Origin of the sequence: Rhodococcus sp. NPDC059969, assembly GCF_042738325.1 — a bacterium.
Lineage (GTDB): Bacteria > Actinomycetota > Actinomycetes > Mycobacteriales > Mycobacteriaceae > Rhodococcus_F.
On the sequence record NZ_JBHWUF010000010.1, the window covers coordinates 37,056 to 63,515 of the forward strand.

32 protein-coding genes and 1 tRNA gene are annotated in these 26,460 nt (G+C 61.5%); 15 read left to right on the top strand and 18 right to left on the bottom strand.

Annotated features, from left to right (window positions below; translation table 11 throughout):
- Positions 1–189: 189 nt before the first annotated feature.
- Together ACFWAD_RS23480 and ACFWAD_RS23485 are read left to right on the top strand one after the other, a co-directional pair.
- Positions 190–360 (top strand): hypothetical protein, encoded by a 171-nt coding sequence (locus tag ACFWAD_RS23480; protein ID WP_378548239.1) that lies wholly within the window; start codon positions 190–192, stop codon positions 358–360.
- A 269-nt stretch (positions 361–629) separates the two neighbouring features.
- Positions 630–1,121, top strand: coding sequence for an FBP domain-containing protein (locus tag ACFWAD_RS23485; protein ID WP_378548242.1), 492 nt, complete (start codon positions 630–632; stop codon positions 1,119–1,121).
- A 147-nt stretch (positions 1,122–1,268) separates the two neighbouring features.
- On the opposite strand, the gene ACFWAD_RS23490 is transcribed toward ACFWAD_RS23485, so the two are convergent.
- From ACFWAD_RS23490 to ACFWAD_RS23505, 4 genes are all read right to left on the bottom strand, one after another.
- Positions 1,269–2,009, bottom strand: a complete 741-nt coding sequence (locus tag ACFWAD_RS23490; RefSeq protein WP_378548245.1) for an ABC transporter permease — start codon at positions 2,007–2,009, stop codon at positions 1,269–1,271.
- Positions 2,006–2,941 (bottom strand): ABC transporter ATP-binding protein, encoded by a 936-nt coding sequence (locus ACFWAD_RS23495; RefSeq protein ID WP_378548248.1) that lies wholly within the window; start codon positions 2,939–2,941, stop codon positions 2,006–2,008. Before ACFWAD_RS23495 ends, ACFWAD_RS23490 begins: the two co-directional genes overlap by 4 nt.
- Positions 2,941–3,300: a GntR family transcriptional regulator gene (locus ACFWAD_RS23500; protein WP_378548251.1), complete on the bottom strand. Its 360-nt coding sequence runs from the start codon at positions 3,298–3,300 to the stop codon at positions 2,941–2,943. Before ACFWAD_RS23500 ends, ACFWAD_RS23495 begins: the two co-directional genes overlap by 1 nt.
- A gap of 908 nt (positions 3,301–4,208) precedes the next feature.
- Complete coding sequence (locus ACFWAD_RS23505) at positions 4,209–5,813, bottom strand: MFS transporter (protein ID WP_378548254.1); 1,605 nt, start codon at positions 5,811–5,813, stop codon at positions 4,209–4,211.
- 271 nt (positions 5,814–6,084) lie between these two features.
- Here ACFWAD_RS23505 and ACFWAD_RS23510 point away from each other — a divergent pair, with 271 nt between their 5' ends.
- Positions 6,085–6,483 carry a hypothetical protein gene (locus tag ACFWAD_RS23510; protein WP_378548257.1) on the top strand — a complete coding sequence of 133 codons (399 nt, stop codon included), beginning with the start codon at positions 6,085–6,087 and terminating at the stop codon, positions 6,481–6,483.
- Between the two features lie 174 nt (positions 6,484–6,657).
- On the opposite strand, the gene ACFWAD_RS23515 is transcribed toward ACFWAD_RS23510, so the two are convergent.
- Positions 6,658–6,731, bottom strand: a tRNA-Gly gene (locus ACFWAD_RS23515).
- A gap of 304 nt (positions 6,732–7,035) precedes the next feature.
- Between ACFWAD_RS23515 and dcd the strand changes: the two genes are divergently transcribed.
- The 4 genes from dcd to ACFWAD_RS23535 all read left to right on the top strand — a co-directional run bounded on the left by dcd (position 7,036) and on the right by ACFWAD_RS23535 (position 9,768).
- Entirely contained in the window at positions 7,036–7,605 is a 570-nt protein-coding gene (gene dcd / locus ACFWAD_RS23520; RefSeq protein WP_019747488.1) for a dCTP deaminase, read from the top strand.
- Between the two features lie 26 nt (positions 7,606–7,631).
- The gene (locus ACFWAD_RS23525; RefSeq protein ID WP_378548260.1) at positions 7,632–7,916 is read left to right on the top strand and encodes a hypothetical protein; all 285 of its coding nucleotides are present in this window, start codon (positions 7,632–7,634) and stop codon (positions 7,914–7,916) included.
- Positions 7,917–8,007: 91 nt separating this feature from the next.
- On the top strand, positions 8,008–8,214 hold the full coding sequence (locus ACFWAD_RS23530; RefSeq protein WP_007726530.1) for a hypothetical protein: 207 nt from the start codon (positions 8,008–8,010) through the stop codon (positions 8,212–8,214).
- 30 nt (positions 8,215–8,244) lie between these two features.
- Complete coding sequence (locus ACFWAD_RS23535; RefSeq protein ID WP_378548263.1) at positions 8,245–9,768, top strand: hypothetical protein; 1,524 nt, start codon at positions 8,245–8,247, stop codon at positions 9,766–9,768.
- A gap of 2 nt (positions 9,769–9,770) precedes the next feature.
- Here the strand turns inward: ACFWAD_RS23535 and ACFWAD_RS23540 are convergent, their stop codons facing one another.
- Positions 9,771–10,523 carry an IclR family transcriptional regulator gene (locus tag ACFWAD_RS23540; RefSeq protein WP_378548266.1) on the bottom strand — a complete coding sequence of 251 codons (753 nt, stop codon included), beginning with the start codon at positions 10,521–10,523 and terminating at the stop codon, positions 9,771–9,773.
- The gene (locus ACFWAD_RS23545) at positions 10,523–12,034 is read right to left on the bottom strand and encodes an APC family permease (protein WP_378548269.1); all 1,512 of its coding nucleotides are present in this window, start codon (positions 12,032–12,034) and stop codon (positions 10,523–10,525) included. Before ACFWAD_RS23545 ends, ACFWAD_RS23540 begins: the two co-directional genes overlap by 1 nt.
- Positions 12,035–12,272: 238 nt before the next feature.
- On the opposite strand from ACFWAD_RS23545, the gene ACFWAD_RS23550 reads away from it, so the two are divergent.
- From ACFWAD_RS23550 to ACFWAD_RS23565, 4 genes are all read left to right on the top strand, one after another.
- The gene (locus ACFWAD_RS23550; RefSeq protein ID WP_378535861.1) at positions 12,273–13,853 is read left to right on the top strand and encodes a flavin monoamine oxidase family protein; all 1,581 of its coding nucleotides are present in this window, start codon (positions 12,273–12,275) and stop codon (positions 13,851–13,853) included.
- Between the two features lie 39 nt (positions 13,854–13,892).
- Positions 13,893–14,564, top strand: a complete 672-nt coding sequence (locus ACFWAD_RS23555) for a Rid family hydrolase (protein WP_378548273.1) — start codon at positions 13,893–13,895, stop codon at positions 14,562–14,564.
- A complete protein-coding gene (tatA, locus tag ACFWAD_RS23560; protein ID WP_378548276.1) occupies positions 14,564–14,734 on the top strand; it encodes a Sec-independent protein translocase subunit TatA in 171 nt (56 codons plus the stop codon). Before ACFWAD_RS23555 ends, tatA begins: the two co-directional genes overlap by 1 nt.
- A gap of 80 nt (positions 14,735–14,814) precedes the next feature.
- Complete coding sequence (locus tag ACFWAD_RS23565) at positions 14,815–15,699, top strand: DMT family transporter (protein ID WP_378548279.1); 885 nt, start codon at positions 14,815–14,817, stop codon at positions 15,697–15,699.
- Here the strand turns inward: ACFWAD_RS23565 and ACFWAD_RS23570 are convergent.
- The 5 genes from ACFWAD_RS23570 to ACFWAD_RS23590 form a co-directional block, all read right to left on the bottom strand.
- A complete protein-coding gene (locus ACFWAD_RS23570) occupies positions 15,696–16,310 on the bottom strand; it encodes a class I SAM-dependent DNA methyltransferase (protein ID WP_378548282.1) in 615 nt (204 codons plus the stop codon). The genes ACFWAD_RS23565 and ACFWAD_RS23570 overlap by 4 nt on opposite strands.
- Positions 16,307–17,065, bottom strand: coding sequence for a PIG-L deacetylase family protein (locus ACFWAD_RS23575; RefSeq protein ID WP_378548285.1), 759 nt, complete (start codon positions 17,063–17,065; stop codon positions 16,307–16,309). The genes ACFWAD_RS23570 and ACFWAD_RS23575 overlap by 4 nt, the downstream gene beginning before the upstream one ends.
- Positions 17,059–17,997, bottom strand: coding sequence for an acyl-CoA dehydrogenase (locus ACFWAD_RS23580; RefSeq protein ID WP_378535872.1), 939 nt, complete (start codon positions 17,995–17,997; stop codon positions 17,059–17,061). Before ACFWAD_RS23580 ends, ACFWAD_RS23575 begins: the two co-directional genes overlap by 7 nt.
- Positions 17,994–18,698 carry a glycosyltransferase gene (locus ACFWAD_RS23585; RefSeq protein WP_378535874.1) on the bottom strand — a complete coding sequence of 235 codons (705 nt, stop codon included), beginning with the start codon at positions 18,696–18,698 and terminating at the stop codon, positions 17,994–17,996. Before ACFWAD_RS23585 ends, ACFWAD_RS23580 begins: the two co-directional genes overlap by 4 nt.
- Positions 18,699–18,965: 267 nt before the next feature.
- Complete coding sequence (locus ACFWAD_RS23590) at positions 18,966–19,733, bottom strand: ANTAR domain-containing protein (protein ID WP_378548288.1); 768 nt, start codon at positions 19,731–19,733, stop codon at positions 18,966–18,968.
- Between the two features lie 136 nt (positions 19,734–19,869).
- Here ACFWAD_RS23590 and ACFWAD_RS23595 point away from each other — a divergent pair, with 136 nt between their 5' ends.
- The gene (locus ACFWAD_RS23595; RefSeq protein WP_378548572.1) at positions 19,870–20,541 is read left to right on the top strand and encodes a HemK2/MTQ2 family protein methyltransferase; all 672 of its coding nucleotides are present in this window, start codon (positions 19,870–19,872) and stop codon (positions 20,539–20,541) included.
- On the opposite strand, the gene ACFWAD_RS23600 is transcribed toward ACFWAD_RS23595, so the two are convergent.
- Positions 20,498–21,547, bottom strand: a complete 1,050-nt coding sequence (locus ACFWAD_RS23600) for an iron-containing redox enzyme family protein (RefSeq protein ID WP_378548291.1) — start codon at positions 21,545–21,547, stop codon at positions 20,498–20,500. The genes ACFWAD_RS23595 and ACFWAD_RS23600 overlap by 44 nt on opposite strands.
- On the opposite strand from ACFWAD_RS23600, the gene ACFWAD_RS23605 reads away from it, so the two are divergent.
- Positions 21,548–21,787 carry a CDGSH iron-sulfur domain-containing protein gene (locus ACFWAD_RS23605; protein WP_378535882.1) on the top strand — a complete coding sequence of 80 codons (240 nt, stop codon included), beginning with the start codon at positions 21,548–21,550 and terminating at the stop codon, positions 21,785–21,787.
- 146 nt (positions 21,788–21,933) lie between these two features.
- On the opposite strand, the gene ACFWAD_RS23610 is transcribed toward ACFWAD_RS23605, so the two are convergent.
- The 3 genes from ACFWAD_RS23610 to ACFWAD_RS23620 form a co-directional block, all read right to left on the bottom strand.
- The gene (locus tag ACFWAD_RS23610; RefSeq protein WP_003943666.1) at positions 21,934–22,137 is read right to left on the bottom strand and encodes a cold-shock protein; all 204 of its coding nucleotides are present in this window, start codon (positions 22,135–22,137) and stop codon (positions 21,934–21,936) included.
- Positions 22,138–22,453: 316 nt separating this feature from the next.
- The gene (locus tag ACFWAD_RS23615) at positions 22,454–23,431 is read right to left on the bottom strand and encodes a YihY/virulence factor BrkB family protein (protein WP_378535884.1); all 978 of its coding nucleotides are present in this window, start codon (positions 23,429–23,431) and stop codon (positions 22,454–22,456) included.
- Positions 23,432–23,525: 94 nt separating this feature from the next.
- A complete protein-coding gene (locus ACFWAD_RS23620; protein WP_378548294.1) occupies positions 23,526–23,963 on the bottom strand; it encodes an STAS domain-containing protein in 438 nt (145 codons plus the stop codon).
- A 330-nt stretch (positions 23,964–24,293) separates the two neighbouring features.
- Here ACFWAD_RS23620 and ACFWAD_RS23625 point away from each other — a divergent pair, with 330 nt between their 5' ends.
- Complete coding sequence (locus ACFWAD_RS23625) at positions 24,294–24,542, top strand: hypothetical protein (protein ID WP_030535920.1); 249 nt, start codon at positions 24,294–24,296, stop codon at positions 24,540–24,542.
- A 16-nt stretch (positions 24,543–24,558) separates the two neighbouring features.
- Here the strand turns inward: ACFWAD_RS23625 and ACFWAD_RS23630 are convergent, their stop codons facing one another.
- Together ACFWAD_RS23630 and ACFWAD_RS23635 are read right to left on the bottom strand one after the other, a co-directional pair.
- The gene (locus ACFWAD_RS23630) at positions 24,559–25,341 is read right to left on the bottom strand and encodes a SigB/SigF/SigG family RNA polymerase sigma factor (protein ID WP_378535889.1); all 783 of its coding nucleotides are present in this window, start codon (positions 25,339–25,341) and stop codon (positions 24,559–24,561) included.
- Positions 25,338–25,772, bottom strand: a complete 435-nt coding sequence (locus ACFWAD_RS23635; RefSeq protein ID WP_378548297.1) for an ATP-binding protein — start codon at positions 25,770–25,772, stop codon at positions 25,338–25,340. Before ACFWAD_RS23635 ends, ACFWAD_RS23630 begins: the two co-directional genes overlap by 4 nt.
- A gap of 236 nt (positions 25,773–26,008) precedes the next feature.
- Here ACFWAD_RS23635 and ACFWAD_RS23640 point away from each other — a divergent pair, with 236 nt between their 5' ends.
- On the top strand, positions 26,009–26,446 hold the full coding sequence (locus ACFWAD_RS23640) for a hypothetical protein (protein WP_378535893.1): 438 nt from the start codon (positions 26,009–26,011) through the stop codon (positions 26,444–26,446).
- Positions 26,447–26,460 lie beyond the last annotated feature (14 nt).

A 26,460-nucleotide genomic window follows, 5' to 3' on the forward strand; every position in this document is an offset into this window, starting at 1 on the left:
TCGCATTATTTGCTCGAATTATGAGGATTGTCCATGTTTGTCGATTGGCGCAGAGTGCCGATCGGTATGCTCGGAATTCTGTTGATGATTGGAGAGATTGTCCTGCAATCGCTTTCGTAGAAATTGCCAGCCCACTCCGCGGGTTTGTCGTTCAGATGAGGCTCGCCATCACCTGCAGATACGGTGGTGATGAGAAGGCCGAAGTCATTGGGTGAATGGTTGGATCCCCTCCTCGTCAGCGCTGCGACTCTGCTCATCTTGATCGTGGTCGCGCTGGTGTGGATGATGCCTCCGGCAACTTTCCTCGACAAAGAGCGGAGAGTTCGAGACCATCGCGATTGGTCTCCTGGAGCAGCCTGAATCGACCGTAGAAGGGCTCGAGATCGGCCGGTTCGATATCAGTCGTGCCCATGTCGTACGGCCCGCTGATAAATCGAGTGGCTTGTAAAGCAGACCTGTAGCTACCATCGCGGTGTGGATACGTACACGGTGAAGCCCTATGGGCGTGAGGGGGTTGTCGGCGTCGTCTTCGCCGGCAACAGATAGCGCAATTCAGCCCCGACAGCACTTGGTGCTGGTCGGGCTATGAGATGTACCCACCTCCACCGAGCCACGATTGGCATACACCCATGATCATTTTGACCGATACATCTATTCGCTCCAGCCTCGTCAACGCGAGTCGTAAGGAGAAGTCCGATCTCACCCTGCCGGACCGCTTCGACACCATCGACTTCGACACTATCGATTTCCTGGGCTGGCGAGATCCGAAAATGGGCCGACGCGCCTACGCTATCGTCCCGACACTCGACGGGGAGACCATCGGAGTCTTGCTCGTTCAAGCGGAGGCCACTCCGCGGTCGCGCACCCAGTGTTCCTGGTGCCGAGACACACGACTTCCCAACGAGGTCGTCTTCTACGGCGCCAAGTTGGCCGGGCCTGCTGGTCGACGCGGCAGCACAGTCGGAACACTGATCTGCCGAGACTTCCAGTGCTCGGCCAATGTTCGCAACGACCCCCCGCTCCCCTATGCCGGCTACGATGCCGCGGCTGCGCGCCAGGATCGGAAAGATGAACTGGTGCTGCGGGCTTCGAGTTTTGTCGAGCGGGTTGCTCGGCAGTAGAGCGGACCAAATCGGGGACGAGATAGCACCCTGTTGCGACGCTCGTCCCCTTCCCGGCTCAGGGAGGGGGACGAGCTGCCTAGACGGTTTTGATCCGAGGAGCATTCCCAGACGGCGCGACATGTGGCGTCGCACATGATTACGCGGTCACGGCGTTGCGCGACGCAACGTCGCCCAGGCTCCGGCGATGCACGCGATGGCAAGGGCCAAGGGGAGTAGTGCTATTGGGACCACTCGGGGAGTATCGACAAACCACGAACCGATCGCCGGCCACCAACCAGCCCACGTGACAAGGATCGCTGACAAGCCGAGCAAGCCGAAAAGCCCGGTGAGGGAGGCGAGTAGACCGGTGGTTCTCCACCGCTGGTAGATAGCACCTGTCAGCATTGCGATCGAACTGGTCAGCAGCAGCGTCGCGAACAGTGCGAGCAACTGTACGGCGGTGTTGTCGGTGAAATAGCGTGCGATGCCGAACATGCGCATGTGCACACCCCAGCCGTTGGTGGCGGACTCCACCACGGACAGCAGTTGCAGCGCGATTGCGAAGACTGCGGACTGTGCCAGCGTCATTACCGTGGTGGCAGTGAAGAACTCGCGGCGAGTCACGCTCAGTCCGAGCGCGAACGGGAACGTCTGGGTCATCGACTGGAGGTAGAACGCCAAGACGAAACCGTATACGGAGAACACGCTGCCGGTGAACCCCTCACCCTCGTCGTTCCGGACGATCGCGTAGATGGTGAAGCTGATCAGGAACGATATCAACAGGATGCCCACCGGCCAGGCGATCAGCAACGGCCACGCGACCGTGTGCAGTTGTAGGACGGAACCGATCCTGGACCGGGTGGGTGCCTTCGGGACCGTCCGTGGCGATGTCGTTGCGTTGCTCATACGGTGATCTCCTTGCGCTGAGTCGTGGTCGCGATGACAAGTTCCTGTAAGGACGCCGGTTCCACTGCGACACCCGCCTCCCGAAGTCGGTTTCGGTCGGTGTCTGTCAGATGGGCCTGCAACGTGATTCGGCTGTGGGCGCCCAGCGTCTCCCGGTGCAGGACCGTGCCGGACGTGGCAACAGCATCCACCGCGTCCAAGGGGCCGGTTACCACTACTGCGCGGCTTCGCAGTTTGTCCGCATCCTCGTCGACGACAATCCGGCCGGCGTCGACGACGATCACGTGCTCGAGCAGATTCGCTACCTCGTCGATCAGGTGAGTCGAAAGCACTACAGTGCGAGGATGTTCGGCGTAGTCGGCCAGTAGGCGGTCGTAGAACAGTTGGCGCGCAACGGCATCGAGACCGAGATATGGCTCGTCGAAAAGCGTCAGGGGTGCGCGGGAGGCAAGTCCGATGATTACCCCCAACGCCGACCGCATGCCGCGTGAAAGCTTCTTCACCTTGCGGCACAGGGGAAGTTGGAAGTCCTCGAGCAGTGTCTCGGCGAACGCGTGGTCCCAATTCGGGAGAAGATGGCCGGCGGCGACGAGTACGTGCTTGACCTTGAGGTCTTCGGGGTACGTCTGGCTTTCCTTGACGAAGCACACGTTCGCCAGTACGTCGGCATTCTCGAACGGGGCAGCCCCGAATACGTTGACGTCGCCGCTGGTGTGCAGGTCCTGCCCGGTCAGTATCTGCATGATCGTCGTCTTGCCTGCGCCGTTGCGGCCGAGCAGGCCGTAGATCTTGTTGCGGCTGATCTCGAACGAGACGTCCGCGAGCGCGTCGACGTCTCCGTACTTTCTGTCCACGGAGCGCATCGAGGCGATGAGTTCAGTTTCGTCGAAACGCCTGACGTGGGGCTCGGTCGTTGTCGTGCTTGCGTTCATCAGTCCGCCTTCCTGTCGTCCAGCATGGATTTGAGTTCGTCGAGGGAAATCTGGAGGCGGTCGGCCTCCGCGACCAGCGGCTCGATGTACTGGCGCGCGAACGCTTCTCGGCGTCTGAACCTGAGTGCGTCGCGGGCGCCGACAGTGACAAACATTCCGATTCCCCGTTTCTTGTAGAGAATCCCCTCGCCCACGAGTTGATTGAGGCCCTTGGCTGCGGTGGCCGGATTGATCCGGTGGAAGGCCGCCAGTTCGTTCGTCGACGGCACCTGCCCGTCCTCGGGCAGCGAGCCGTCGACGATCGAGCTCTCGATCTGCTCGGCGATCTGCTGGAACAGTGGTCGTCCGTCGTCGATCACGATGATCGACGCTCGGTGTTCACTGGTTCATTACTCATGTAATGAACCATAGAACGTCGTGGGGCATGTTGGCAATGACCGCGGGGCGATGCACCACAAGCTTTGAACTTCTGCGGAACAGTGGAACCGCCCGTTGTCGGTGGTCGACCACGGGACGGGCACCTTCGGGTGGCCGTCTCCTATTTGGAGGGAGTCGATCCCTTGGCAACGGAGAACAGTTCATTGATCGAATCGCTGAGTTCGGCAGTTGCCGCCCCAATGAATTCGGCTACTGCATCGAAGACGGCAACTATGTCGTGGGGGCATTCCGCATGGACGCTATAGATGGGGAGTTCACTACGCGTTGGCGCAAACACCCGTCATCATCGGCAACCCGCCACCCAACGTGAAGTAGGCGAAACCAGAAGCCTCGGCTTCCGATCGTAACCCGCAGTCGTAGAACAGAAGCCGGACCGCACGCCGCGGTCGGGCTGTTTTTCGTCACCCCAAAGACGGAGTCGTATCCACCGCAAGTAGGGACTTAGCGCCCCGTTTTGGTGTTTCTGTACTGATTCGCAATCCCGATACGTACGCTTCCGGCCAGGGAATCGGACACTCGACCAGCAGGGGTATCTATGCCGAATGTGACCGTGAAATTCGGGGGTTCAGACCCGGAAACAGCAGACCTTGCACGCCGGGCACTGCAACCAGTGCTCGACAGCATCTACCGCACATACCGCAGGAAACCGCTCCCATTCGTCGAAGCCGCACTGAAACGCGCAGGCCGAGGAAGCTTCTCACAAGCAGGAATTGAACGATTCGCCAATTACATTTCAAGAGGAGACCGACCGATCCTCACCAAATAGTGGCCAAGGGTTTCATTCGGCGGCAGCTGATTTGAGAGCTTTCGGCTCCGGAGATGTCGAGTGTCAGAGCACATCCGGCTCGTCGCCGGAAGCCGTTGACGGGGTTTCCGGGATCCGGATCATCCGAAACGAATTGAACACCCCGACGAGGCCGGCGAGGAGGGGAATGAGAAGCGCGACCTGAAGCGCGAGAGGTCTTGTGTCGGTGTTGATGCGGATGATTTCGTTCTGAATTTCCGGAGGCTGGTTGACGAGTAGTTGTTCGAGCTGGGTGTTGCTCATGACTTCGGCATCGTCTTCGAGTACTTGCGCCACCTGCTGCTGCTCTGTTTGGGGGAGCACGCTGCTCGATTGCGCCATGGTGGTGAAAGTGATCGAGAGTGTCGCCAACATGATGGCGCCGGCGAATGCCAACCCGAATGACAATCCGAAGGACCCGGCCGCGGAATTGACGCCGGCAGCTTCGCTGATCCGCTGCTCCTCGATCGGGGCGAGTGTGTAGTTGTTGAGTTGAGAGACCAACAATCCCAACCCTGATCCCGCGATCAGCAGGGGGATTATCAGGCCCCAGCCGAACTCTGCCCGTGGCACGATCGGGATCAACGCCACGATTCCGATCGTGAGCAGTACGAAACCCCACCTGATGATTTTGCTCGGGCGCCGATCACCCGCCTTCTTCGCCGCAAGTAACGCCACTGCGAACATACTCAGGGAGAGGGGCGCGAGAGACAAACCTGCTTGCATGGCGTTGTACTCGAGCACCATTTGCAGGTAGATCGGCAGCGCGATCATCGTGCCACCCAGGGCTATTTGTTGGAGCATCTGTCCGGAGATGCCCAGCCGGAAGATCTTGGAGCGGAACAATTCCGGATCCAGCAGTGTCGGCCCTCCTCGACGTTTGCGCCGCACGAGCCAGTACGCCAACCCTGCCAGTGCAATCGCCCCGATCGCCAGGAGCGCACCAACGGCTTCACCGCCTTCCTGCCAGACCAGGATTCCCAACACGATCCCGCCCATACCCAGCACGGACAGGACCGCACCCACCAGATCGATGCCGGTAGGGCCCGTGTACGGCACATCGCGGACCAGCTTGATGCCGGAGAGGACGACCGCGATGACGACGACCTCGAGCACGAAACCGACGCGCCACGAGAGATAGGTGGTGATGAATCCTCCGAGTAGCGGTCCGACGGCGGCGGCAATCGCTGCCGCTGCTCCGACCAAGGCGTAGACCTTCTTCTGCTCTGCTCCTTCGAAGTTGCCGTGGATGAGGGATTGCATTGCGGGCAGCAGGAGTGAGGCGCCGATCCCGCCGAGCACTGCCCAGAAGATGACGATTGCGGTCAAGGACTGCGCAAACGCCATTGCCGAGGCACCGATGGCGTAGCCCAGGAGGCCCAGCACATACGCCCGTTTACGCCCGATGAGATCGCCGACTTTGCCGCCGATCAGAATGAATGCCGCGGATACCAGTGCTTCGAGTGCGATCGCCGCCTGGACGCCGCTCACTGTCGTGTGGAGGTCGCGGACGACGGAGGAGATCGAGACATTCATCAGTGATGTGTCGACGACGAGAACGAACATCGCCATCGCGAGCAGGAGGGCGAGCAGGCGTGGCGGACCGGCTGCCTGCTCGGCGGTGCTGTCGGTTGTCGGTTCCTCAGTCATGACGGATTAGCTGCCTCCGTAGTTAAGACACTCTCCCCGCAGAGTTCCACCTCGCGACGAGTCCCAATCTGCGCTCGCCCGTGGATGCCTGCGGTATCAGAGCGAACGTGCGGAGCGCCTGTGAACGACCCGACATCGCCGTGGTCGAGGGCCACATGAGGCTGTCGACTTCGCGCCCCGCGATTGAGGACCGAGCAGCGGGTATCCACCCGTCGTGACCCTAGGGCAGGGGCACCCGACCGATTCGCACGTGAGACCTCGAGGGGCGGCTATGTCCGAGAAAATTCTGGTCCAGCAAAGTGTGGCAAAGGGAGCGACGATGGGCGGTGCGGTACTTCTCGTCACTGTCGGCGTGCTCGAGTTCTTACAAGGTGTCTCCGCGATAGCGAAGGACGAAGTGTTCGTCGTAGGTCCCGATTACTCCTACCAATTCAATCTCACTGCGTGGGGGTGGATCCATCTTGTACTAGGTGTCGTCGTCGCGGTGGTCGGCGCCAGTTTGTTCACGGGGTCGATTTGGTCCCGGGTGGGCGCTTTGGTGATCTGCGGTGTGTCGGTTCTCGTCAATTTCTTGTGGTTGCCCTACTACCCGTGGTGGGCGACGATAATCATCGCGCTCAATGTTTTCGTGATCTGGGCGGTCACGACCTGGAATCGCGAGATCATCTGAGGCGCAACGCCGTGTGCACCTCGTTTGTATGTACACGTGTTCGAGAGTTCGAAGTGCTCGGAGAAGATCCGTCGAAACCGGCCTTACGACGGCTGATCAACCAGAAATCGCCTATCGGAAGGAACTACGGATCGAATAGGTGAACTCAACAGTGCTTGATGGGCGAGAACCCTGTGGAGCCGATGACGGGAATCGAACCCGCGTATTCAGCTTGGGAAGCTGATGTTCTACCATTGAACTACATCGGCGTCGCAGCCGACCGGGCGTGTTTCACCGCCGACCAACGTGCGTTCCGAACATTATCAGACGAGCTTTCACACAGCGTGTCCCCGGCCGTCATTGATCAGATGGCGTGTGTCGAAGTCGGCGCGATTGGTGGATGGTTTGTCCACAAGTTCTGCGCGGGAAAGCCTTTCGGCATGGACAGCTCGAGGTATGTGGGTCAGGGGCACTGCGGGGGAGTCCCGAACTCACCCATCGCGCTTCGTCGCCGCAATGTGATCGCCGCCGGCGATGGGTCGGCACTGCCCGCAGAACCGGTAGCCTCTACCTGTGCTGCTCTCCGATCGTGACATCCGTGCCGAAATCTCCGTTGGACGTCTGGGTATCGACCCTTTCGACGATTCCATGGTGCAACCGTCGAGCGTCGACGTGCGCCTGGACGGTCTGTTTCGGGTCTTCAACAACACGCGGTATACGCACATCGACCCGGCACTTCGCCAGGACGAGTTGACCAGCCTGGTCGAACCGGCAGAGGGCGAGCCGTTTGTACTTCATCCCGGCGAGTTCGTTCTCGGTTCGACTCTCGAAGTGTGCTCACTGCCGAACGACCTCGCCGGTCGCCTCGAAGGTAAGTCGAGCCTCGGGCGCCTCGGCCTTTTGACGCACTCGACCGCCGGTTTCATCGACCCGGGATTCAGCGGCCACATCACACTGGAGCTGTCCAACGTCGCAAACCTGCCGATCACGCTCTGGCCGGGAATGAAGATCGGACAGCTCTGCCTGCTCAAGCTCTCGAGCGCTGCGGAGTTCCCGTACGGAAGCTCCGAGGCCGGATCCAAGTACCAGGGCCAGCGCGGCCCGACACCGTCGAAGGCGTACCTGAACTTCAACCGCAGCTGAACGAACGAACTTCGGGGGGGAGTCGAATGATCGGACTTTTCTACGGTCTGGTTTTCATGAACTTGTTGTTCGTGACCAGCACCGTGTGTTTGATGAAGCCGTCGAAAATCAGTGTTGTTGCGACCGCCTGTGCAGGGGTGGCGTGGTTGTTCTTCAATGGACCGCTGGAAGGCCAGGTCTTGTGGTCGTTGAACAGAGAACACGGTCTGACGGTCTCGGATCTGATGTCGCTTGTTGCCTTCGGCATCGCCGTCCGGGGATGGAATCAGGTTCGCAAAGTCCGTGAAACCGTCGACGCAGATCGTTTCTGACCTGCGCGCTCACCTGGATTGACCGCCACGATTCGGACAGATGTTTCGACCTGGAGCACAACAGTCGTCGAATCGGGCACAATTACTGGTTATGTGGTGGATTGTCGGTGGCGTACTACTCGTATGGGTCGTGTGTTCCATTCCGATTGCCATCCTGGTGGGGCGGGGTATCGCGCGTCGGGACCGCGCAGAATTCGACGGGCGAAATCAACAGTGGGCCGACGAGGTTGTCAGGTCGATCGAGAAGCAATCGGAGCAGGACAATGCCGATCGGCGTAAGCCACCACTGATCAGCTGACCAGCTGGACTTTTCCGGAGGTGAGTGGGCATGGAACTTCCATCCGATACTCCCGACGACGTCGTGGCCGCGGCCGCCGGCGGACCAAGGGTTCCGCAGTTCGATCCCACAGTGGGGATTCCGGTAGTTCCACCTGGGGGAGATGCTCCCCACCGGTTGGTGGTCATCGGCGATTCGCTGTCGCAGGGATTCCAGAGCGGGGCGATCTTCAATACCGATCTGTCGTATCCGGCGATCATTGCTCACCAGCTGGGCCGGCTCGACGAGTTCCGCTTTCCCCGTTACGGCGGCCCGGGCGGGCTTCCGCTCAACATCGAACTGTTGCTCCGCACCCTCGAGGAGCGCTTCGGCCCACGGCTCGACCTCTGGGAGGTTCCGCTCGCACTCTTCGCTGCGCGTGCGTTCATGGACCAGGTGGAGGACTACTGGGAACGCGGACCGGGCAGCGAAGCGCCGACGTTCTCGGCAATCAACCACAACCTCTCGGTGTACGGGTGGGATCTTCGTGACGCTCTGACCAAGACGGCGCAGGACTGTGAGGACGCTCTTCACCAGCCGCACGACGATTTGATCAGCCAGATCGTCGAGAACAACGGTGAGCGCGCCGCACTGCGAGTTCTGCCGCGAGGCTCCGACGCCGAGAAACGAATGACCGCGTTCGACGCAGCAGCGGAGTTGGGTAAGGAAGGCATCGAAACTCTGATCGTCTTCCTCGGTGCCAACAACGCGCTCCGCGCCGTCACCGAACTCCGAGTCGAGTGGAGCGGCAACAACTTCCGTGATCCGGACGGCAAGCGCGACTACACGGTGTGGCAGCCTGAGCACTTCGCGTCGGAGTATGCCGAGGTACTCGCTGCGATTCGAAAGATCAACGCGCAGCACGTCATCCTCTGCACCGTCCCACACGTGACCATCGCACCGATCGCCCACGGGCTCGGTGGGAAGATCGAAATCGGATCCCGCTATTTCCCGTATTACGCGCGACCATGGGTGCGCGATACCGACTTCGACCCACAACGCGATCAACACATCACCGGCGCGCAGGCATGGGCCGTCGACACCGCAATCGACATGTACAACGACGGAATCGAGCAGGCCGTCGCGAACGCCCGTCGGGTGGGGAAGGACTGGTACCTCTGTGATATTGCCGGGTTGCTCGAGCGCGTGGCCTCACGGCGCTACGTCACCGACGTCAATGCGCGGCCGTCATGGTGGACGCCGTACCCCCTCCCCAAGGCGCTGACCGACCTGCAACCCGTGCCGGACTCGCTGTTCCTCTCCGCCGACGGTCACGGTGGCCGCGCTTCGGGTGGACTCTTCTCGCTCGACGGCGTTCATCCCACGACAGTCGCGTACGGGGTGATGGCGCAAGAACTGGCGAACATCATGGTCACGGCCGGAGTCCAGTTCGACCGTGCTCAGGTCGATTTCGACCGTCTCGTCCGACGCGACACCTTGGTGCGCACTCCGCCACAGAATCTCGATTCCACACTCGGCGTCATCGGGTGGGCGGACGAGCATCTCGGCTTCGCCAAACGTGTCTTCGGCCTCTGAATTCAGCTTGCCTTCGACATCGTCGGTGCAACGATGCGTTCCGCGTAATCCCGCAAGAGCGCCACAAGTTCTGCGTCGTCCACGGAAAGTCTGCCGGTCGGACCTATCGCAGCCAAGGCGCCGACGACACACCTTTCCGCGTCGTGGATCGGGACGGCGACGGCGGAGCGTCCGACACGAATCTCGTCCACCTCACGGGCGGGCTCACCGCGCCGGATCCGCGAGAGCTCGAGTTCCAACGCGTCGCCGTCGGTGATGGTGTGTGCGGTGACCTTTCGCAGTGGGGTCTCGGCCAACTCTGGACGGTTGGCGAGGAGCAGCTTTCCGATTGCCGACGCGTGAACGGCGGTGACCAGTGTCCGTTCACCGCTGAGTTCGTGGTCGGGATCGCGATCGACGAGCCGAATTCTGTTTTCTGCAAACGACGCGAGATAGACGCCGAACCGCAGCTGTTCGCGGAGTTCTTCGAGGAGCACCGAATTGTCGACAGGTGTGGGTTCGGCGGCAGCTCCGGCTAATTCGCGGGTGCGTCGACCTAGTGCGAATCCGGAGAGATCGGCGATCCGGACCAGGTAGCCGTCGGCGACAAGAATGTTGAGTAACCGGTATGCAGTGGCGGGTGGAATATCGGCCAGAGCGGCAATGTCTTTGGCGGTGGCACCCGATCCGAGCCGGGCCGCCGCTTCGAGCAGGGCAAGGGCGCGCTGAACGGCTCGGGGTTCGTGCCCGCCGAGGTCGCGTGGTCGACCCACCATCAGCGGACGCCGGCAGTCGGCTCGCCCACCAGCACGATGTTTCCGGCTGCGTCGGTGGCGAACACCCCAGCTCCTGGTAGCACGTCCTCGGTTTCGGGACTGTCGAAGGCTCCGACGTGCAGCAGGCTTTTGGGGCTTCGGCGTCGCAGGTAGAACTGCCAGAGCGTGCCCGAGGTCAAGATGACCAGTACGGCGATCGGTGCAACGTACGCGTGGTCGATCGTGTTGGCGTAAACCAGGTATCCGAGAACTACCGCGCCGGCGCCACTTCCACACGACGCGGCCGCGAGAACGCCGGGGGTGTGCTCACCGATCCGTGTCAGGAAGACAACGGAAGCGATCGCCACCAGTGCATAGGCCACGATGACGGCGCCGCGAACAGTCAGTCGAACGTCGTCGAAGATTTCTCCTCGCCCGAGTACGGCAAAGGTTCCGCCGCCCAGCAGGACAGTGCAGACCACGGCGGTCAATGCGAAGTAGGGCGTGCGGAAGGCACTGTGAACCGAGGCGAACCGGCGGGGGAGTAAGCGCTCGACACCGAACGAATAGACCAGGCGTGACGCAGCATTGGACGACGCCATCGACGACGCCAGCCACGAGCAACCCAGACCGACGTTGAGGGCGATCACGACACCGGGGCTCACTCCCGTCGCCGTTCCGTGGAGATAGGCGTTGACGAGGGTGTCACTGCGCCCGGACCAAGCGGCCCAGCCGGCGAAGATGAAGAGCGATCCACAGATGATCGGAGTGAGAAGGACTGTGCGGGTGATGGTTACCAGCGGACGACGGGCCTCGGGGCCGAAGAAGGCCGCGCTCTCGAATCCGGCGAGAGCAAACACGGCAGCCAGAGCGGTGAGCAGTAGTCCGTGGCCGGAGGTGGGCGGAACGATCTGCGCTTGTTGACTTCCGGAACCGCCCAGGATCATGAGCCCGACGATGAACAGAAGGGAACAGCTTTCGACGACGAGGATCGCGAGCGCGGCGAATTTGACGCTTCGCACGAGGGCACCGAGAATCAGCAAGGCTATCCCCAGATAGAGCGCGATGACGTGAAAAGTCTTGTCCACGTGCACACCCGCGAAGCCGAGCAACGCGATTGCCGCCTGCCCGCCGTGATAGAGCGTCATGACCGCGCTGCCGACGTATTTGACCAGCATTGCGATGCCGGTGGTCAATGCTGCCCGGGTGCCGAGGCCACGAAATACGAAGCTGTGCAGTCCGCCCGACGCTGCCATTCGGCGGGTGAACTGCGAAACACAGAAAGCTATGAGCGTCACCAGCACGGTGGCGGCGATGATGGTGATCATCCCGCTCAACAACCGGCCGTGCGTCAGCATGGTGACGGGCAGAACGACCATCGACACAGCGGGAGCAGTGGTCGCCACCGACTGGGCCAGCACCTCGGCACCGGAGAGTTGCCGACGACCCAACGCGCGCAGCGGCGATCGCGCCGGGGGCTGCTTCTCGCGCGTGGTGAACGACCGCGCGATGGCTTCGGTGAGAGCGGACATGTCGCGTCACGCTAGTCCGGTTCTGTAACGCCGATATTGCGGACATGCTTCCGCTGATCGCACTCGGGTGAGAGAGCAAGATGCGAACGCTCGCACGTTTCTCACTCGGTCCCCACCGACTGTTTCCTGCGCGTCAAGTTCCGGACCCAACGCTCCTGAAGTCTGTGTTCAACACCAACCACCCGGGTCACCGGGAGCACACTGGGGAGCTCGAATGCCATACACACGTAGATCTTTCATGCGCAGCCTGGGAATCACCGGCGGCGCGGGCCTGGCGCTCGGTGCTATGTCGTCCATCGGCCTGGCGCCGGCAGTGGCGTCGACGCCGAGACGATTCCAGGCACCCGCCGCGGGTGACCTGATCGGAAAGGTCAAGGGAAATCACTCTGTCGTGATCCTCGGCGGCGGACCCGCCGGGCTGTGCTCGGCCTACGAACTGCAGAAGGCCGGATACAAGGTCACTGTCCTCGAAGCGCGCAACCGCCCGGGTGGTCGGGTGTGGTCGATCCGCAACGGCACCGAAGAAACCGACCTGAACGGCGAGACACAGACCTGTACGTTCTCGGAGGGGCACTTCTACAACCTCGGTGCGACGCGTATTCCGCAGAATCACAACACCATCGATTACTGCCGCGAACTGGGCGTCGAATTGCAGATGTTCGGAAATCAGAATGCGAACACCTTCGTCAACTACTCCGGCAACAAGCCGCTCGCGAATCAGTCGATCACCTACCGAGCAGCCAAAGCCGACACATACGGATACATGTCCGAGCTACTGCAGAAGGCCACCAATCAGGGTGCCCTCGACCAGGTTCTGAGCAAGGAAGACAAGGAGGCGCTCTCGTCGTTCCTCACCGACTTCGGTGATCTCTCCAGCGACGGCCGCTACGTCGGTTCCTCGCGTCGCGGGCACTCTGCAGAACCGGGGGCCGGCCTCAACTTCGGAACCGAGATCGAACCCTTCGGGATGAGCGATGTGATCCAGGGCGGCATCGGGCGCGCATTCTCCTTCGAGTTCGGTTACGACCAGGCCATGACGATGATGACCCCCGTGGGCGGTATGGACCGGATCTACTACAAGTTCCAGGACGCGATCGGCATGGACAACATCGAGTTCGGCGCCGAGGTCAGCGGCATGAGGAACGTGCCGGAAGGCGTCACCGTCGATTACGTCGTCGACGGCAAAGCCAAGTCGATCACCGCCGACTACGCGATCTGCACGATCCCACCGCACTTGATCAAGCGGCTGAACAACAACCTGCCCTCAGACATCCTGCTCGCGTTGGATGCCGCCAAGCCGTCGTCGTCGGGCAAGCTCGGTATCGAGTACTCGCGTCGGTGGTGGGAGACCGAGGACCGCATCTACGGCGGCGCCTCCAATACCGACCGCGATATCTCCCAGATCATGTTCCCCTACGACCACTACAACTCCGACCGCGGCGTCGTCGTCGCGTACTACAGCTCGGGTAAGCGTCAACAGGCTTTCGAATCGCTGACCCACCGTCAACGGCTCGCCAAGGCCATCGCCGAAGGCGCAGAGATTCACGGCGACAAATACACTCGCGACATCTCGTCGTCCTTCTCCGGAAGCTGGCGGCGCACCAAGTATTCGGAATCCGCCTGGGCATCGTGGGCCGGCGCAGGAGATTCCCACGGCGGCATGGCAACTCCCGAGTACACCAAGCTGCTCGATCCCGTCGACCGGATCTACTTCGCCGGCGATCACCTCTCCAACGCCATCGCCTGGCAGCACGGGGCCTTCACGTCCGCGCAGGACGTCGTCACTCATCTTCATCAGCGTGTTGCGCAAACCGCCTGACGTGCTTTGTTTTCCATCCCTTTCTCTGGAGGTCAGATCATGAAATCTCGCAGCACCAAGATCCTTGCGGCCGCATTTGCCGCCACCGCGCTGCTGGGCACTGCCACAGCCTGTTCATCCGATGAAGCGGACGCCGAGACCACATCGAGTTCGTTCGTCTCCAAGTCGGTCATCGAAGCGGGGCAGGCCAACCCGATGATCGCTCAGGGCGTCGCAATCGGCGGCGACACCGCGATCTACAAGACCAGTGGCATCGGCCCCTCGGCAGGCAACAAGGCGTCGCCGGAAGGATCCCCCGAGTCGTACATCGACGGCCAGTTCTCCGGCGGAGTTCTGCCCACCGGGGTGACCGTCACCGAGGCTCAGGGCATCAACGTCCTCAAGAAGATCCGCGACAATCTCGAAGCGCAGGGGTTGAGTCTCGAGGACGTCGTCACGATGCGCGTCTTCCTCGACAACGCACCGGGGTCGGACAAGGCCGACTACACCGGATGGAATCGCGCGTACCGCCAGTTCTTCGCCAATACCAATCTCGACACGGGCGACACGGAGTTGGTGCCTATGGGCACTGCCGAACCGATCGCCCCGATCGAGCGAAACAGCGCCCGGCCGACCCGCTTCGCCCTGGAGGTTGCGGGACTGCCGGTGGCCGGTTGGCTCGTCGAGGTAGAGATCGACGCGGTGTACCCCGAGGGCAAGGAACCCGCCTGATGGGCGCGCTCAGCCCAACCCACTGGGCGATCGTCGCAGTAGTACTCGTAGTGCTGTTCGGTTCGAAGAAGCTGCCAGACGCCGCCCGCGGCCTCGGTCGGTCGATGCGGATCCTCAAGACCGAAGTCGGTGAACTGCATTCGGATACGGACCTTGCGCTGGAGAAGTGAGACTGACCCCTGTGCGCGGTTGAGGAGTCCTCACACTCCTCAACCGCGCACAGGTGGGGGTGCTGTGCAAAAGTGAAAGCGTGTCCCACACTCTGCTTGCCGCGATCTTCGCCGTCGGTGCGGCGCTCTGCATCGCCGTTGGCACCGTTGTGCGCCAGCGCACGGCCGCTGTTGTCCCGGACGATTCGATCGGGGCACTCGGACCCATCACGACGCTCGTCCACAGCCCGGTCTGGTGGCTCGGCACCGTGGTCGGAATCGCGGGATATGCGCTGCAAGCGTCGGCCCTCGGCCTCGGATCGTTGCTCCTTGTTCAGCCGCTCCTCGTGCTCTCACTGCTGTTCGCACTACCGCTGGGCGCCCGGTTCAGTGGACGCCGTATCAGCGCTCGCGAGTGGTTGTGGGCCGCGGCACTCACCACATCTGTTGCAGTCTTGGTGATTGTGGGAGATCCGCGGCCGGGTGAGCCCCGAGCCGAAACACACCACTGGATCGTGATCTCCGCGATCGGATTGCCGTTCATCGCGCTCTGCCTGTTCGGGGCACATCGTCGAACAGGCTCCGCCCGCGCCCTCCTACTCGGTCTTGCCGGCGGGACGCTCTTCGGCGTAGCAGCGGTATTGACCAAGGGCGTCGTTCATCTCGTGAACCTCGGACCTCACGCGATCCTGACGTCTTTCGAGTTCTACGCACTGATCGTCGTTGCCGCCGTCGCGACGTCTTTGCAGCAGTCGGCTTTTCAGGCGGGGGACCTCCAGGCTTCGCTGCCGGCCACCACGATTATGGAACCGGTCGTGGCGTCGCTGCTCGGATTCGTGGTGCTCGGTGAATATCTCGATGCGGATCGAAAGGTCGCCGCCGTGCTCGTCCTCGCGCTCGCGGCCATGGCTGCGGCGACCATTGCCCTGGCGCGAGGGGCCGCGAACGACGACGCGAACGCAACCCCTCGTACGCCGGTCGGCTAGATCAGACCTTCGGAACGAGCCACCGACGGTGGTGACGGCGGACCCTTCACGAAGACGTCGATCAGCACGTCCTCGTCCTGGTACGACGCGAACTGTGCCAACCCCGGCGTCTGGCGCACAGCCGAATGAACGGCGTCACCGTTCTGCGGATACTCCGGTACGACGTGACGCCAGTGGGCGCACAGCAGAGTGCCGCCAGGCTCGAGATGCTCGACGACCTGCAGCATGGCGTCGACGAGCTTGTCGAAGGTCAGGTAGTAGCCGACCTCGCTGATGACGACGAGGTCGAAGGTCTCGCTGGGCCAGTCGTCACCCAAAGCCCAGAGGCGGAATTCGGCGTCGCGACCGGCAAGCCGCGCACGAGCACCGTCGAGTGCGGCCGGGACGATGTCGGTCGCGAGAACGCTGTCGCAGCGCTCGGCCAACTTCTCGGTGAGAACTCCGATCGAGCACCCAGGTTCGAACGCGCGCCGGTATCGGGGTTTCGGGAGCATCGCGATACTGAGCGCGTATTTTCGCTGCTCGTACCAACGGGTTTCGAAATCCCATGGATCGGATTGTGCGGCATACATCTTGGCGAAGTAATCCGCGGGAAGTTCACGATCGGTCATACGAACACCGTTTCGTACGGGCGCAGTAAGCGTTCCATCACGTGTCGGGGGAGTATGGGTGCATCCGCAGGGTGATCGGAGAGCGGTGCGATCTGTGATGTGAACTCTTGGGCAGCAGCAGATTTTGCGGCCTGAACATCAGACGGCAAGGTCACTCTTCTGACTCGTTCCCACGGGACTGCCGCATGATCCGGCGCGGCCCAATGCCAAGCCCAGATGGGATACTCGATCAACCGTGATCCCGTGTCCTCGCAAGCCTTCGCCGCTGCGTCCCCGGTGGCTTCATGGTCCGGATGGCCGTCCCCACGCCACGTCGATGCGCACCAGGTATCCGCCGATGAATCACCGAGAATCGAGCTGAGGCGGTCGGTCAACTCCTGCCGGTTCTCGCCAATCCTCCCGTCCGGGATACTCAGTCGAACGGGCGTAGGAATTCCGAGTACACGCGCTGCCTGATCCGACTCGGACCGTCGAAGTCGTTCCATCTCGGGCTGAGACACAGTCGGTGAATCGGGATGTGAAGCTCCGCCGTCGGTGACGGACACCACTTGAACCTCGATTCCGGAAAGTGCTGCCAGAAGGGCGGTTCCACCCAGCCCCAGTACTTCGTCGTCGGGATGGGGAGCGACGACGATCAATCGTGAGCACCCGGTGAGATCCAGTTCCGGAAAACTGCGTCCCCACTCCCGCCACATCGATTCGGGGGTACCGCCGTCGTCGACAGGCTTCTGTGCGAACAGTTTCGAGTTCACCACGGCCGTTTCCCCTTGGCCGCGATCCGGCCGAGTTCGGCGAGATCCTTCTCGGCGTGGCTCTGCCGCAAATAGACGGTGAGGTCGGCTACCCGCGCGGCATGTTCGGCGTCCATGCAGAGCGGTGCGGCTCCGAGAGCGCGTCCGACCCGATCGAGGGTTTCCGTCGCGGCACGCTCCACGATTGCGCGAACGCGTAGGGCCCGTTGCATGGCTTCGGCATTCTGGTCAGCGGGATCGGCGTCGATCTCCGCTGCCGCGACTGCGAGAGCGTTGCGCGCCGCGGCCAACGCTGCGTCGACTGCGCCGAGATGTGCGAGGACGTACGGATCTTCGGTGCTTGCGGCCTTGTCGTACAACGGATCTGCGACTCCGCAGGCGCCGCCGTACCAGCATGCAGCCACACCTATCGCCCCGTGCCAGAACCCCGGCCGGCTCAGATAGTCGCCTGCCGTTCCGACCGGTATGGCCGGAACCATGTCGAAGTCGACTGCGCTGGAGTCGCTTTCGGCCATACCGACGGCCTTCCACGAATCGGGAACCGGATGCACTCCAGGTAGTCCGAGTTCAACCGCGAAGAGAGAGGGGACTCCCTCGACCAAGGCGGTGATCAGTGCATGCGTGCAGGTGTTGGCGCCAGAACACCACAACTTGCGACCGGTGAGTGTCCAGATCCCCACGTGCTCAGACGCATTCACCACCGGTGTGGGTGGCTCGGCTGCCCACACGCCCCACAGCTGTCCCGGTTCGGGATCGGGGCCGTCGAGTTCGGTGAGTATCGCGACGGCGTCGGTGTGAGCCTCAGCCATCCGGCCGAGAACCACGTTCTCCCGTGTGAGCTCTGCGAGGGAGGTCCACCGTGCGGCCGTTGCGCCGCCGCCGGGCAGTGGCAAATACAGTCCGCCTGCATCCAAGAGTGTGTGTAGTCGTTTCATCGTGCCAGCTCCGCTTCTTCGTTATCGGCGGTCGTACCACCCAGGTTACGGATATGTCCGGCAAAGCCGCCCGGAGTTCGGCCGTCGAGACGCGCAGACGTGGTGACCGCAATGTCTTCTGCCCACGCGATACACGCGCCCGCCGCGCTCAATCGTCGGACGAGATCGACGTCCTCGTCCTCCTCGAGATCGGAGAATCCTCCGACGCTCCAGTACATGTCAGCGCGAACACCGAGGTTGGCGCCGTGGATGTGACCGTGTCGACCATATGGATGTGCGTGGTACATACGTTCGTATCGTTCGCGGACGGACTGCGGCTGACCCTCCCAATCTGCGATGCGAACGGTTCCCGCAACCACGTCCGCGGTACGCGCATATTCCAATTGGCGCGCAATCCAGGTGGGTCCGACCACCGAATCGGCATCGGTGGTGGTGAACCACGCTGAAGGACCCAAATCTCGGCCGAACTCGGAGAAGCCCGTCGCTCGTGAGCGCCCGACGTTCTGGTGCTCGACGCGGAGCACATCCACGCCTTCGGGGATGACCCCCGCGGTTCCGTCCGAACAGTTGTCGAGGACGGCGACAACTCGGACGGGGACAACGCAAGCCGACGCCGCTGTTGCGAGTGCACGAAGGCAATTGGGAAGGTCTTCGGCTTCGTTGTGGGCGGGAACTACGACAAGAACCTGGTCGATTGGCACAGCGACGATCCTTTCCTCACCCTGGTACGGTCGGGTTTTCTTTCGTCCCGGTTCTCAACAGATAACCACATTTCAGACGAGTGCCGCCGCTCGACCGCCAGCAGTCGCGCAGGTCGAAACCTGTTTCGGTGAAACATCTCTGGATACGTTTGGGAGCTGAACCTTCGGGGTACAAAACGGGGTTTTGCGACTGTGTCTTTGAGCGCAAAACGGGGTTTTGCGACTGTGTCTTCTGGTGCAAAACGGGGTTTTGCGACCGAAGAATCTTCAGAACCTGCGGTGGCGCACCGAATCGATGAGCATCCGGGCAACGTCGTGGAGCTTGACGTTGGTGTGCTGTGATTGCTGCACGAGTCGACTGAATGCTTCCTCGGCGCCGACACCGTGGACGGCGATCAGGACGCCCTTGGCCTGCTCGATCTCGGCCCGAGACTCCATGGCGCAGCGCAATTGTTCGATGTGCTCGTGTGCCTGACGCCAGCGTCGTGAATCCGCGATCGCCGCGCCCGCACCGGCGGTGAACAATTTCATCAACTCTTCGTCGAAGGCCTTGAACTCGGTCGATGCGAATCCGTAGACGTTGAAAGCGCCGAGAAGTTCGGCGCTCCCCTCGCCCATGGTGATCGGCACGGACAGATAGGACCGGACGCCTTGTTCGCGGGCCTCGACGGTGAATTCCGGCCATTCGGCTTCGTGATCACCCACCTTTGCCCGGACCGACGAGACTGAGCGTGCGGCGTCCACACACGGTCCACGATCGGCGGAGTGCTGGGCGTGGTCGATCGCGGAGAGATAGTCCGCGGTAGATGCAGCAGTTCGCGGGCCATCGGCCGACAACACGGTCACGCTGACTGCGTCGGCGTCCGGCAGTGCCTTGACCGCCGTCTCGGCCAGACGTTGGAGCATGGAGTCGAGGTGCTCGTCCGTGTTCAGATTGGACCGGAGTCCGGCAATCGCTTCGGCGAGAGTGTCGAGTGAATCTGCTGCGGAAGCAAACGCCGCGGCCCCTTGTGGAGTGTCCGCATTGCCTGTCATGACTCAGGTCTACTCCGCAAACTGCGGCGATGTAACCGTTCCAGGCTGCCGATGCTCCAATATTGCATGAAATTCGGGGTTCCGGGGTAGCCGCACGCAGCGATGCGCGATGTCGCCTGAAAAAGAGGAGCCGATGATGATCCTGCGTTTACCCGGTGTGTATCCACCGCAACATGACACGTCGTTACTCGCGGATGCACTGCTGTTCGAGCACCTCACTGCTCGCAGTCGCGTGCTGGATTTGTGCACCGGGACCGGCGCCCTCGCCGTCGCGGCATCTACGGCAGGTGCAGGCCACGTCGTCGCGGTCGACATATCTCGCCGAGCGTGCGCCAATGCTCGTCTCAACGGAATCCTCAACGGCACCTTGATCGATTCCCGTCGTGGCGATCTCACCGAGGCCGTGCACGGCGAACACTTCGATCTGGTGATCTCCAACCCTCCGTACGTCCCTGCACTTGCAGATGACCTCCCTACCACTGGAATCGAACGAGCTTGGGACGCAGGCAAGGACGGACGCGCCCTCATCGACAGGATCGCGGCCACCGTTCACGACGTACTCGTCCCCGGCGGCACACTTCTTCTCCTGCAGTCGGTACTGTGCGGGGTCGACAAGACCGAGGCGATACTCGAGGAACACGGTATGGCCGTGGAGATTTCGGCCCGGAAGTACATTCCGTTCGGGCCAGTGATGCGTGAGAGACGCACGATGCTCGAGGCGCGGGGGTTGATCACCACCGGTCAGGAAATCGAACAACTCGTGATCATTCGCGCAACGAAGTCTCACCCTTCTCCCAACTCGATGTGAGGTGTTCGCCGAGAAGATCGTCGAACGCGAGGCAAGCTGCGGCGCCGAACAAGATGTCGCCGGCGCGGTGTGGCTGCGAAGAAGCAAGGCCGCCGGCAAGTTCGCGAACGGCAATCTGTTCGTGGACGGAATCCGCTTCGACATGCTCTTCGTAGAACAGGGTCGCGTGCGAACCGAATCCGAGTCGGCGCAGGCCGGCGCTGTAACGCTTGCTCGGCAGCGCCGACGTGGTCTCGACGGCGCACAGGTGCCCGACCAGGGTGCCGAGATGTCGGCGATGAAAACCGAAGAGCGAGAGAGCATTCAACGACGCCAAGGTCACGGCGGGAACGGCATCGATGTAGTGACCGTAGCGGTCCGAAAGGCCGACGGCCCGCATCGTGTCGGCAAACAGACGCGAATGCATACGCTCTGCGCGGCCGCCTCCGTACTCGTCGCTCTGCACTTCGACGAGGGCTGCCTTGACGGCGCCGGAGAGCCGAGAAATTCCAAGGGTGTGCACATCCGCTTCGCGGAGCTGATTGAGCGAACGGTGAATCAGCACCTCCGCGAACTGATCGACCGTGGCGTCCTTCGCCATGTAGGACGCAAGACCGGGTCCGGCACTGGGCGCCGTCATCGCCCACAGGTCGGCCACCACGTCGCCAGACGACGGCACAGTCCCCACGAGTTGCGCGATGGCGGACTCGAAGTGCGTTTCGAGACGAGACCGCACCGCGAGCAGGTCCGGATTCCACTCCCACTCGTCCGAGACGTTTTCTATTCCCTGCAGATGAAGCTCGTAGAGGAGCGTCAGCGTCAACTGGGCGTCGTCGTCTCGAAGAATGTCGTAGGTGTGGTCGGTGGAGCGTGCGTCTTCGTACGCGTCAGCGGCCGCCTTCAGCTCCCTCGGATCGGCGGAGGAGAGCAGAATGGAAACGAGAGTGGCGCTCAGTGGGCCGCGAGCCTGCGGGACAGGCATGGAAGTAGGCACGCCAGTGGCCGAATCGAGAAGTGAAGAGGACATATGACCGCGTTTCCCGAATCGTCATCTGCCGAAACACCGGATGGTTCCGGGTGCAACACCACCATAACCGCCTGCTCGGACGGACCGCTGCTGGTGCGTGGTGACTTCGAGTTGCTCCGCGACGACGGCACTCCGATAGAGAACAAGCGCTCTACGGTCGCTTTGTGCCGATGTGGACGGACCGCCATTGCGCCGTTCTGCGACAGCTCCCACAAGAAGAAGCGGGCGCGAGCGAGTTAACCGGTACCGAACTCGGCACGCGCCGGACCTGAAAACCAAGGAGACCCGGAAACCCAGGGGACCCAGAAACCAAGAAAAGGCTGGATGCCGGCACCGTGCGGTGCAGCGTCCAGCCTTTTCAGTCTGAATTCAGACTGGGATCGAACTCAGATGGCGCGAACGTTCTGAGCCTGGGGGCCCTTCTGGCCCTGTCCGATCTCGAACTCGACCTTCTGGCCCTCGTCGAGGGACTTGTAGCCGCTGCCCTGGATCTCCGAGTAGTGAACGAACACATCCGGTCCGCCACCTTCCTGCTCGATGAATCCGAAGCCCTTTTCACCGTTGAACCACTTGACACTGCCCTGAGCCATAACCAAATTCTCCTGGATCCATCGAGCCGAGCCCTCCCATCGAGAGTCCGGTCTCACACCTGATCCTGCCATGCTCTTCTTTTTCTGTCTCCAATTACATGCATGGCGAGTTGCAGTAATTGACGGGTTTGTCCCGTTCCGGGGCAGCTCTGGAAGCACGTGATTGTTCAACTATGCGCGTTTACCTGCTGTGATGTATTCGTCGCTTCGATACAGCGCGAAATGACAACACCTGTGTTAAATCTGGATTCGCGGCGCAGAATGTCACCCCGATACTCAGGACGGGACCAAATACCCAACTCGATCGGGGTCGAGATCAGTCCGATTCGTCGGGTTTGGTGTGCCCGTCGAACGTCACGTGGATGTTCTCGTGGGGAACCGCGCGTTGTGCTTTTGCTTGATCGGCGAAGGTACGTCGATCGCCTTCGATGAGTTCGGTGTTGTCGGTGAACGGAGCCAACAACGCCCGCGGATGGAGTTTGTCGACTCGCACGACGTTGATTTCCGCGCACATGACGATCGAGGCGGCAGCGAGGAACAAGAAGGCCAGCAAACCCAGAACGATGGCAAAGACGCCGTTGGTGGTGGAGGCGCCCCGCACCACGGATGTCACGTAGAGGGCACCGAAGGACTGAAGTGCTTGCCAGAGAACAGCAGCGGCGATCGCACCAGGTGCCACATCGGCTACCGAGAGCGGGCGGGCACAGGTGAGCCGGAAAGCGACGATGAAGATGCCCGCATTCAAGACGACTACCGCGAGGGTCAGCAGGAAGCTGAACGAACCGCCCAGATGAAGCGCACCGCCGATGTTGGAGACAGCGGTGGTCCCCAAGATCGCGAGACCGATCGTGCCGAGGAGTAGTAGCCCTTGAAGACGCCCGCGGATGGGATCCGGTCGCATGTTTCGGGGCACCGACCACACCGTGTTCATCGCATTCTGGCAAGCCAGAGCGACACCGAGGCCACCGTAGAGACCACCGACGATTCCGATCACCAAACCCGTGACGCCGCCGCCGATCTGTTGCGCATTGCCCAGGTCGTCACCGATGACCGGGAACTGATGCAAGGCCGAGTCCAAGATCTGTTGCTGAAGTTCGGGGTTGTCCGACAGCACGAAGCCGAGAATGGTGGAGAGTAAGAGAAGCAGCGGAAACAGCGAGACGAAGCCGTAGTAAGCGATCAGCGCGGCGAGATAAACACCTTGATCGTCGAGGAACTTGTAGAGGACCGCTATAGGGAACCCCAGTGCCGGATGCTTCTGTTGCAAGGCATCGAGGCGCTTGGCGATTGTCATTCTCGGTCTCTCTCAGCTCGTCGGACAGCCCGACGAACCTTAGTCGCTGCGAGCGCACAGCGCTCGGCGCTCGACGTGGGTGCCGGGCGTGCCGTCAGGAGGCTTCGAGCGACTTCTCGGCGTCGCGGAGCGCGCGCATGGCTCCCTCGACGGAGTTCGTAACCGGAAATTCTTCTTCGGCCCGCGCTGCCCGAAGCAAGCGTCGAAGTGGGTGCGACCCGATGACGGACCACTGGAAGTCGTGGGCTCGTGATCGGGAGTTCAGCTCGGCGAACAGTTCGAGGCATACCGCACCGACGAACAATGAATTGGAAAGGTCGAGGATGACGCGAGACCACTCCGCAGCGTACGAGCTGAGAAGCTCTTGCAGTGCGGGGGCGGAGAGTTTGTCGAGGTCGACATCGACCTGGATCAGGACTGTCGAGGGTGCTACCCGCCAGGCGGCAAAGCCTTGTGTTTCCACGATCGGACCCAATTGTGTTGAGGGATCGATGGAATCGATCGAAGTGTGGTCGAGTTCATTCAGATTCATGGCAGATCCGGTCTGTGTGCTTTCATCGAAAGGCTGACGACCGATCTGGCGGCGCGGAAAGTGAATGCGTCCAGGCGTGGAAAGCTGTAGAGCTCAATGGATATGCGCAGGGCAGACACGCGGAGAACGTACTCACCTGATCCAGAGCCTTGATGCGAACCGAGCGCCAGTGGCTTCAACCCCGGCTGTATTCTCAACCTCGGTACCGCTCAGTGTAGCTCGAGGGCGTAAATCGGTCCAGGTGTGGAGTCGAACATCAAGCAGTGCAATGTTTTTGGCTATACGCTTCGGTAGGGTGGGGGATCAGCGTCACCGGACGAAGGGATTCAGATGAACGACCGCGATGCACTTACGGCCATCTCGACCAAGCTCGACACGCTGATCGGAGCGGAGACCAACGGTCTGCGGGACGAGGTTCCGCCCGGTTCCAGTGTTCAGCGCACCGAGCAGGACGGGGAGCACGGAAGGTGGGGTCACGATTACCGCCTCGCCAACAAGTATCTCGAGGCCCTCGACATCGGTCAGCCCGGGCTCATCGACCGAGACGAGATGGAACGTCTTGCACAGGAGTACATCTGATCGCCGAGACGTACCGTCAGAAGATTTCGCCCATCTCGGTGCGTAGCTGCTTCAGCGTCTGAGTGAGGATTCTGGACACATGCATCTGGGAAAGACCGACCTTCTCGGCGATCTGAGACTGGGTGAGATGACCGAAGAATCTCAGAACGACGATCGTGCGCTCGCGCTCCGGCAATGCAAGGAGCGCGGGCCGCAATGTTTCGTGATTGTCGATCTGACTGATCGCTTCGTCGTACTGACCCAATGTGTCGATCAGAGTCAGTCCGCTCCCGTCGCCGGCGGATGCGGTGTCGAGCGGTGTGGTCCGATACGAGTTGCCGGCGGTCAGCCCTTGTTCGACCTCGTCCGGCTCGATGTCGAGTTCTTTCGCGAGTTCCGCGACGGTCGGAGCACGCCCGAGCGTCTGGGACAGCGACGTCAGCGCCCGGTTCAGGGCAAGGTGTCGTTCTTGAAGGCTTCGCGGGACACGCACGGACCAGCCATGATCGCGAAAATGCTTGCGTACCTCACCCATTACGGTCGGGACGGCGAACGACAGGAAATCCGATCCCTTTTCCACGTCGAATCGCTGCACGGCTTGTACCAACCCGACACGCGCAACTTGTTCCAAGTCCTCGAAAGGCTGGCCGCGCCCCTGGTAGCGGCGTGCGACGTGGGTGGCGAGCGGCAGGCACAATTCGATGATCGAGTTGGTGATCTTTTCTCGGGTCGGATCTTCAGGCGGAAGCGAAGCCATCGAAACGAACAATTCGACAGCTAGTTCGTACTGGTCCTTCTTGTCCGGTGGGACAGTGGTCACGCACGCTCCTGGAGCAAGCCCTTTTCAAGCGTCATCGTCAGCGTGATGTGACCGTCCGCGTCGATTTCCGACTGTTCCAAGCGGACGGAATCGACCAGTGCCTCGAGAACGAACCATCCGAAGCTGTGCGACTTGTCGGGAATCTCGGAGTGCGCAATCACTGAAACGACGGTCCGAAGTGTGCGACCGAACGTCTCGAAACGGCAGGTCAAGTCGCTGGACGGTATCGCATGGCCGATGAGGATACTCGCGACTTCGTCCATCGCCAGGGCAAGATCGGCTGTCCCGTCGACATCCAATCCGGTGTTGTTGGCGACCGTGCGGGTGATTCCACGCAGAGTCGGAAGTTGAGAGTACGACGCTCGGACGCGGAGCGAGGCAATGGAGTCGTGATTAAGTTCGGCTTCGGTCGAACTCGACAGAGGGATCAAGGGACTTCCTGTAGGTAGATGTGGCGGTATTCCGGCAGAACGAGGCAAGGACCGGTAGCGGCCATGCGTGCCGACCATCTCGACCCCAGAGGTGTTCATGCCCTTCGATTACCCTTCGCCCGGCGAACTAACCCTCTTTACTTGAACTAGAGGATGAATTGTGAGACACATCACCTGTGGTGCGCTCGTACCGAATCTCATCTTTCATTTGTGGCGCCTTCGGGTACTGCGACCTCATGGGCACACATTCGGACAGGCAGATCCCCGTACACATACGACCGGAAGGCGTCACGGATGATGCGGTGAAGGCGGCGGGGGTGCTGTCGAATGCCCTCGAAACCGTGGAGCGCGCGCGCGGCGCTCTGTACGACTTCCATCAGCTGATCGGGCACGCGGATTTGATGCTCGACGAGGTCGTCGAGCATCTGCGCACCAGCGGCAACGACGAACTGGCGGATCAAGTCGAGGACGAGTTGATGGGCCGGAACGTGGTCGAGGGGCGTTGGACTTTCCAACTGGTCGAGGAGTTCGACGAGAACTACTGGTCCTTCTTCCGCGAATGCGAGAAGGTGGTGCGCGACCGACTGGCGGGCGGAGTGCCGCATCTCTTCGAATCCGAGATGAAGGAGCGTCGACGCACGCATGGGCGTCGACACCACGAGGCGCGGCCCTGAGTTTCCGCACTACG

Bases quoted from the DNA above. Each gene is read 5' to 3' on its own strand.
- ACFWAD_RS23525 (WP_378548260.1), top strand. From the start codon at position 7,632: ATGATCGGACTTTTCTACGGTCTGGTTTTCATGAACTTGTTGTTCGTG.
- ACFWAD_RS23590 (WP_378548288.1), bottom strand. From the start codon at position 19,733: ATGACAGGCAATGCGGACACTCCACAAGGGGCCGCGGCGTTTGCTTCC.
- ACFWAD_RS23535 (WP_378548263.1), top strand. From the start codon at position 8,245: ATGGAACTTCCATCCGATACTCCCGACGACGTCGTGGCCGCGGCCGCC.
- ACFWAD_RS23530 (WP_007726530.1), top strand. From the start codon at position 8,008: ATGTGGTGGATTGTCGGTGGCGTACTACTCGTATGGGTCGTGTGTTCC.
- ACFWAD_RS23615 (WP_378535884.1), bottom strand. From the start codon at position 23,431: ATGACAATCGCCAAGCGCCTCGATGCCTTGCAACAGAAGCATCCGGCA.
- ACFWAD_RS23510 (WP_378548257.1), top strand. From the start codon at position 6,085: ATGTCCGAGAAAATTCTGGTCCAGCAAAGTGTGGCAAAGGGAGCGACG.
- ACFWAD_RS23555 (WP_378548273.1), top strand. From the start codon at position 13,893: ATGAAATCTCGCAGCACCAAGATCCTTGCGGCCGCATTTGCCGCCACC.
- ACFWAD_RS23570 (WP_378548282.1), bottom strand. From the start codon at position 16,310: ATGACCGATCGTGAACTTCCCGCGGATTACTTCGCCAAGATGTATGCC.
- ACFWAD_RS23545 (WP_378548269.1), bottom strand. From the start codon at position 12,034: ATGTCCGCTCTCACCGAAGCCATCGCGCGGTCGTTCACCACGCGCGAG.
- ACFWAD_RS23620 (WP_378548294.1), bottom strand. From the start codon at position 23,963: ATGAATCTGAATGAACTCGACCACACTTCGATCGATTCCATCGATCCC.
- ACFWAD_RS23540 (WP_378548266.1), bottom strand. From the start codon at position 10,523: ATGGTGGGTCGACCACGCGACCTCGGCGGGCACGAACCCCGAGCCGTT.
- ACFWAD_RS23495 (WP_378548248.1), bottom strand. From the start codon at position 2,941: ATGAACGCAAGCACGACAACGACCGAGCCCCACGTCAGGCGTTTCGAC.
- ACFWAD_RS23550 (WP_378535861.1), top strand. From the start codon at position 12,273: ATGCGCAGCCTGGGAATCACCGGCGGCGCGGGCCTGGCGCTCGGTGCT.
- ACFWAD_RS23600 (WP_378548291.1), bottom strand. From the start codon at position 21,547: ATGTCCTCTTCACTTCTCGATTCGGCCACTGGCGTGCCTACTTCCATG.
- ACFWAD_RS23490 (WP_378548245.1), bottom strand. From the start codon at position 2,009: ATGAGCAACGCAACGACATCGCCACGGACGGTCCCGAAGGCACCCACC.
- ACFWAD_RS23595 (WP_378548572.1), top strand. From the start codon at position 19,870: ATGATCCTGCGTTTACCCGGTGTGTATCCACCGCAACATGACACGTCG.
- ACFWAD_RS23605 (WP_378535882.1), top strand. From the start codon at position 21,548: ATGACCGCGTTTCCCGAATCGTCATCTGCCGAAACACCGGATGGTTCC.
- ACFWAD_RS23625 (WP_030535920.1), top strand. From the start codon at position 24,294: ATGAACGACCGCGATGCACTTACGGCCATCTCGACCAAGCTCGACACG.
- ACFWAD_RS23480 (WP_378548239.1), top strand. From the start codon at position 190: ATGAGAAGGCCGAAGTCATTGGGTGAATGGTTGGATCCCCTCCTCGTC.
- ACFWAD_RS23580 (WP_378535872.1), bottom strand. From the start codon at position 17,997: ATGAAACGACTACACACACTCTTGGATGCAGGCGGACTGTATTTGCCA.
- ACFWAD_RS23485 (WP_378548242.1), top strand. From the start codon at position 630: ATGATCATTTTGACCGATACATCTATTCGCTCCAGCCTCGTCAACGCG.
- ACFWAD_RS23505 (WP_378548254.1), bottom strand. From the start codon at position 5,813: ATGACTGAGGAACCGACAACCGACAGCACCGCCGAGCAGGCAGCCGGT.
- ACFWAD_RS23610 (WP_003943666.1), bottom strand. From the start codon at position 22,137: ATGGCTCAGGGCAGTGTCAAGTGGTTCAACGGTGAAAAGGGCTTCGGA.
- tatA (WP_378548276.1), top strand. From the start codon at position 14,564: ATGGGCGCGCTCAGCCCAACCCACTGGGCGATCGTCGCAGTAGTACTC.
- ACFWAD_RS23640 (WP_378535893.1), top strand. From the start codon at position 26,009: ATGGGCACACATTCGGACAGGCAGATCCCCGTACACATACGACCGGAA.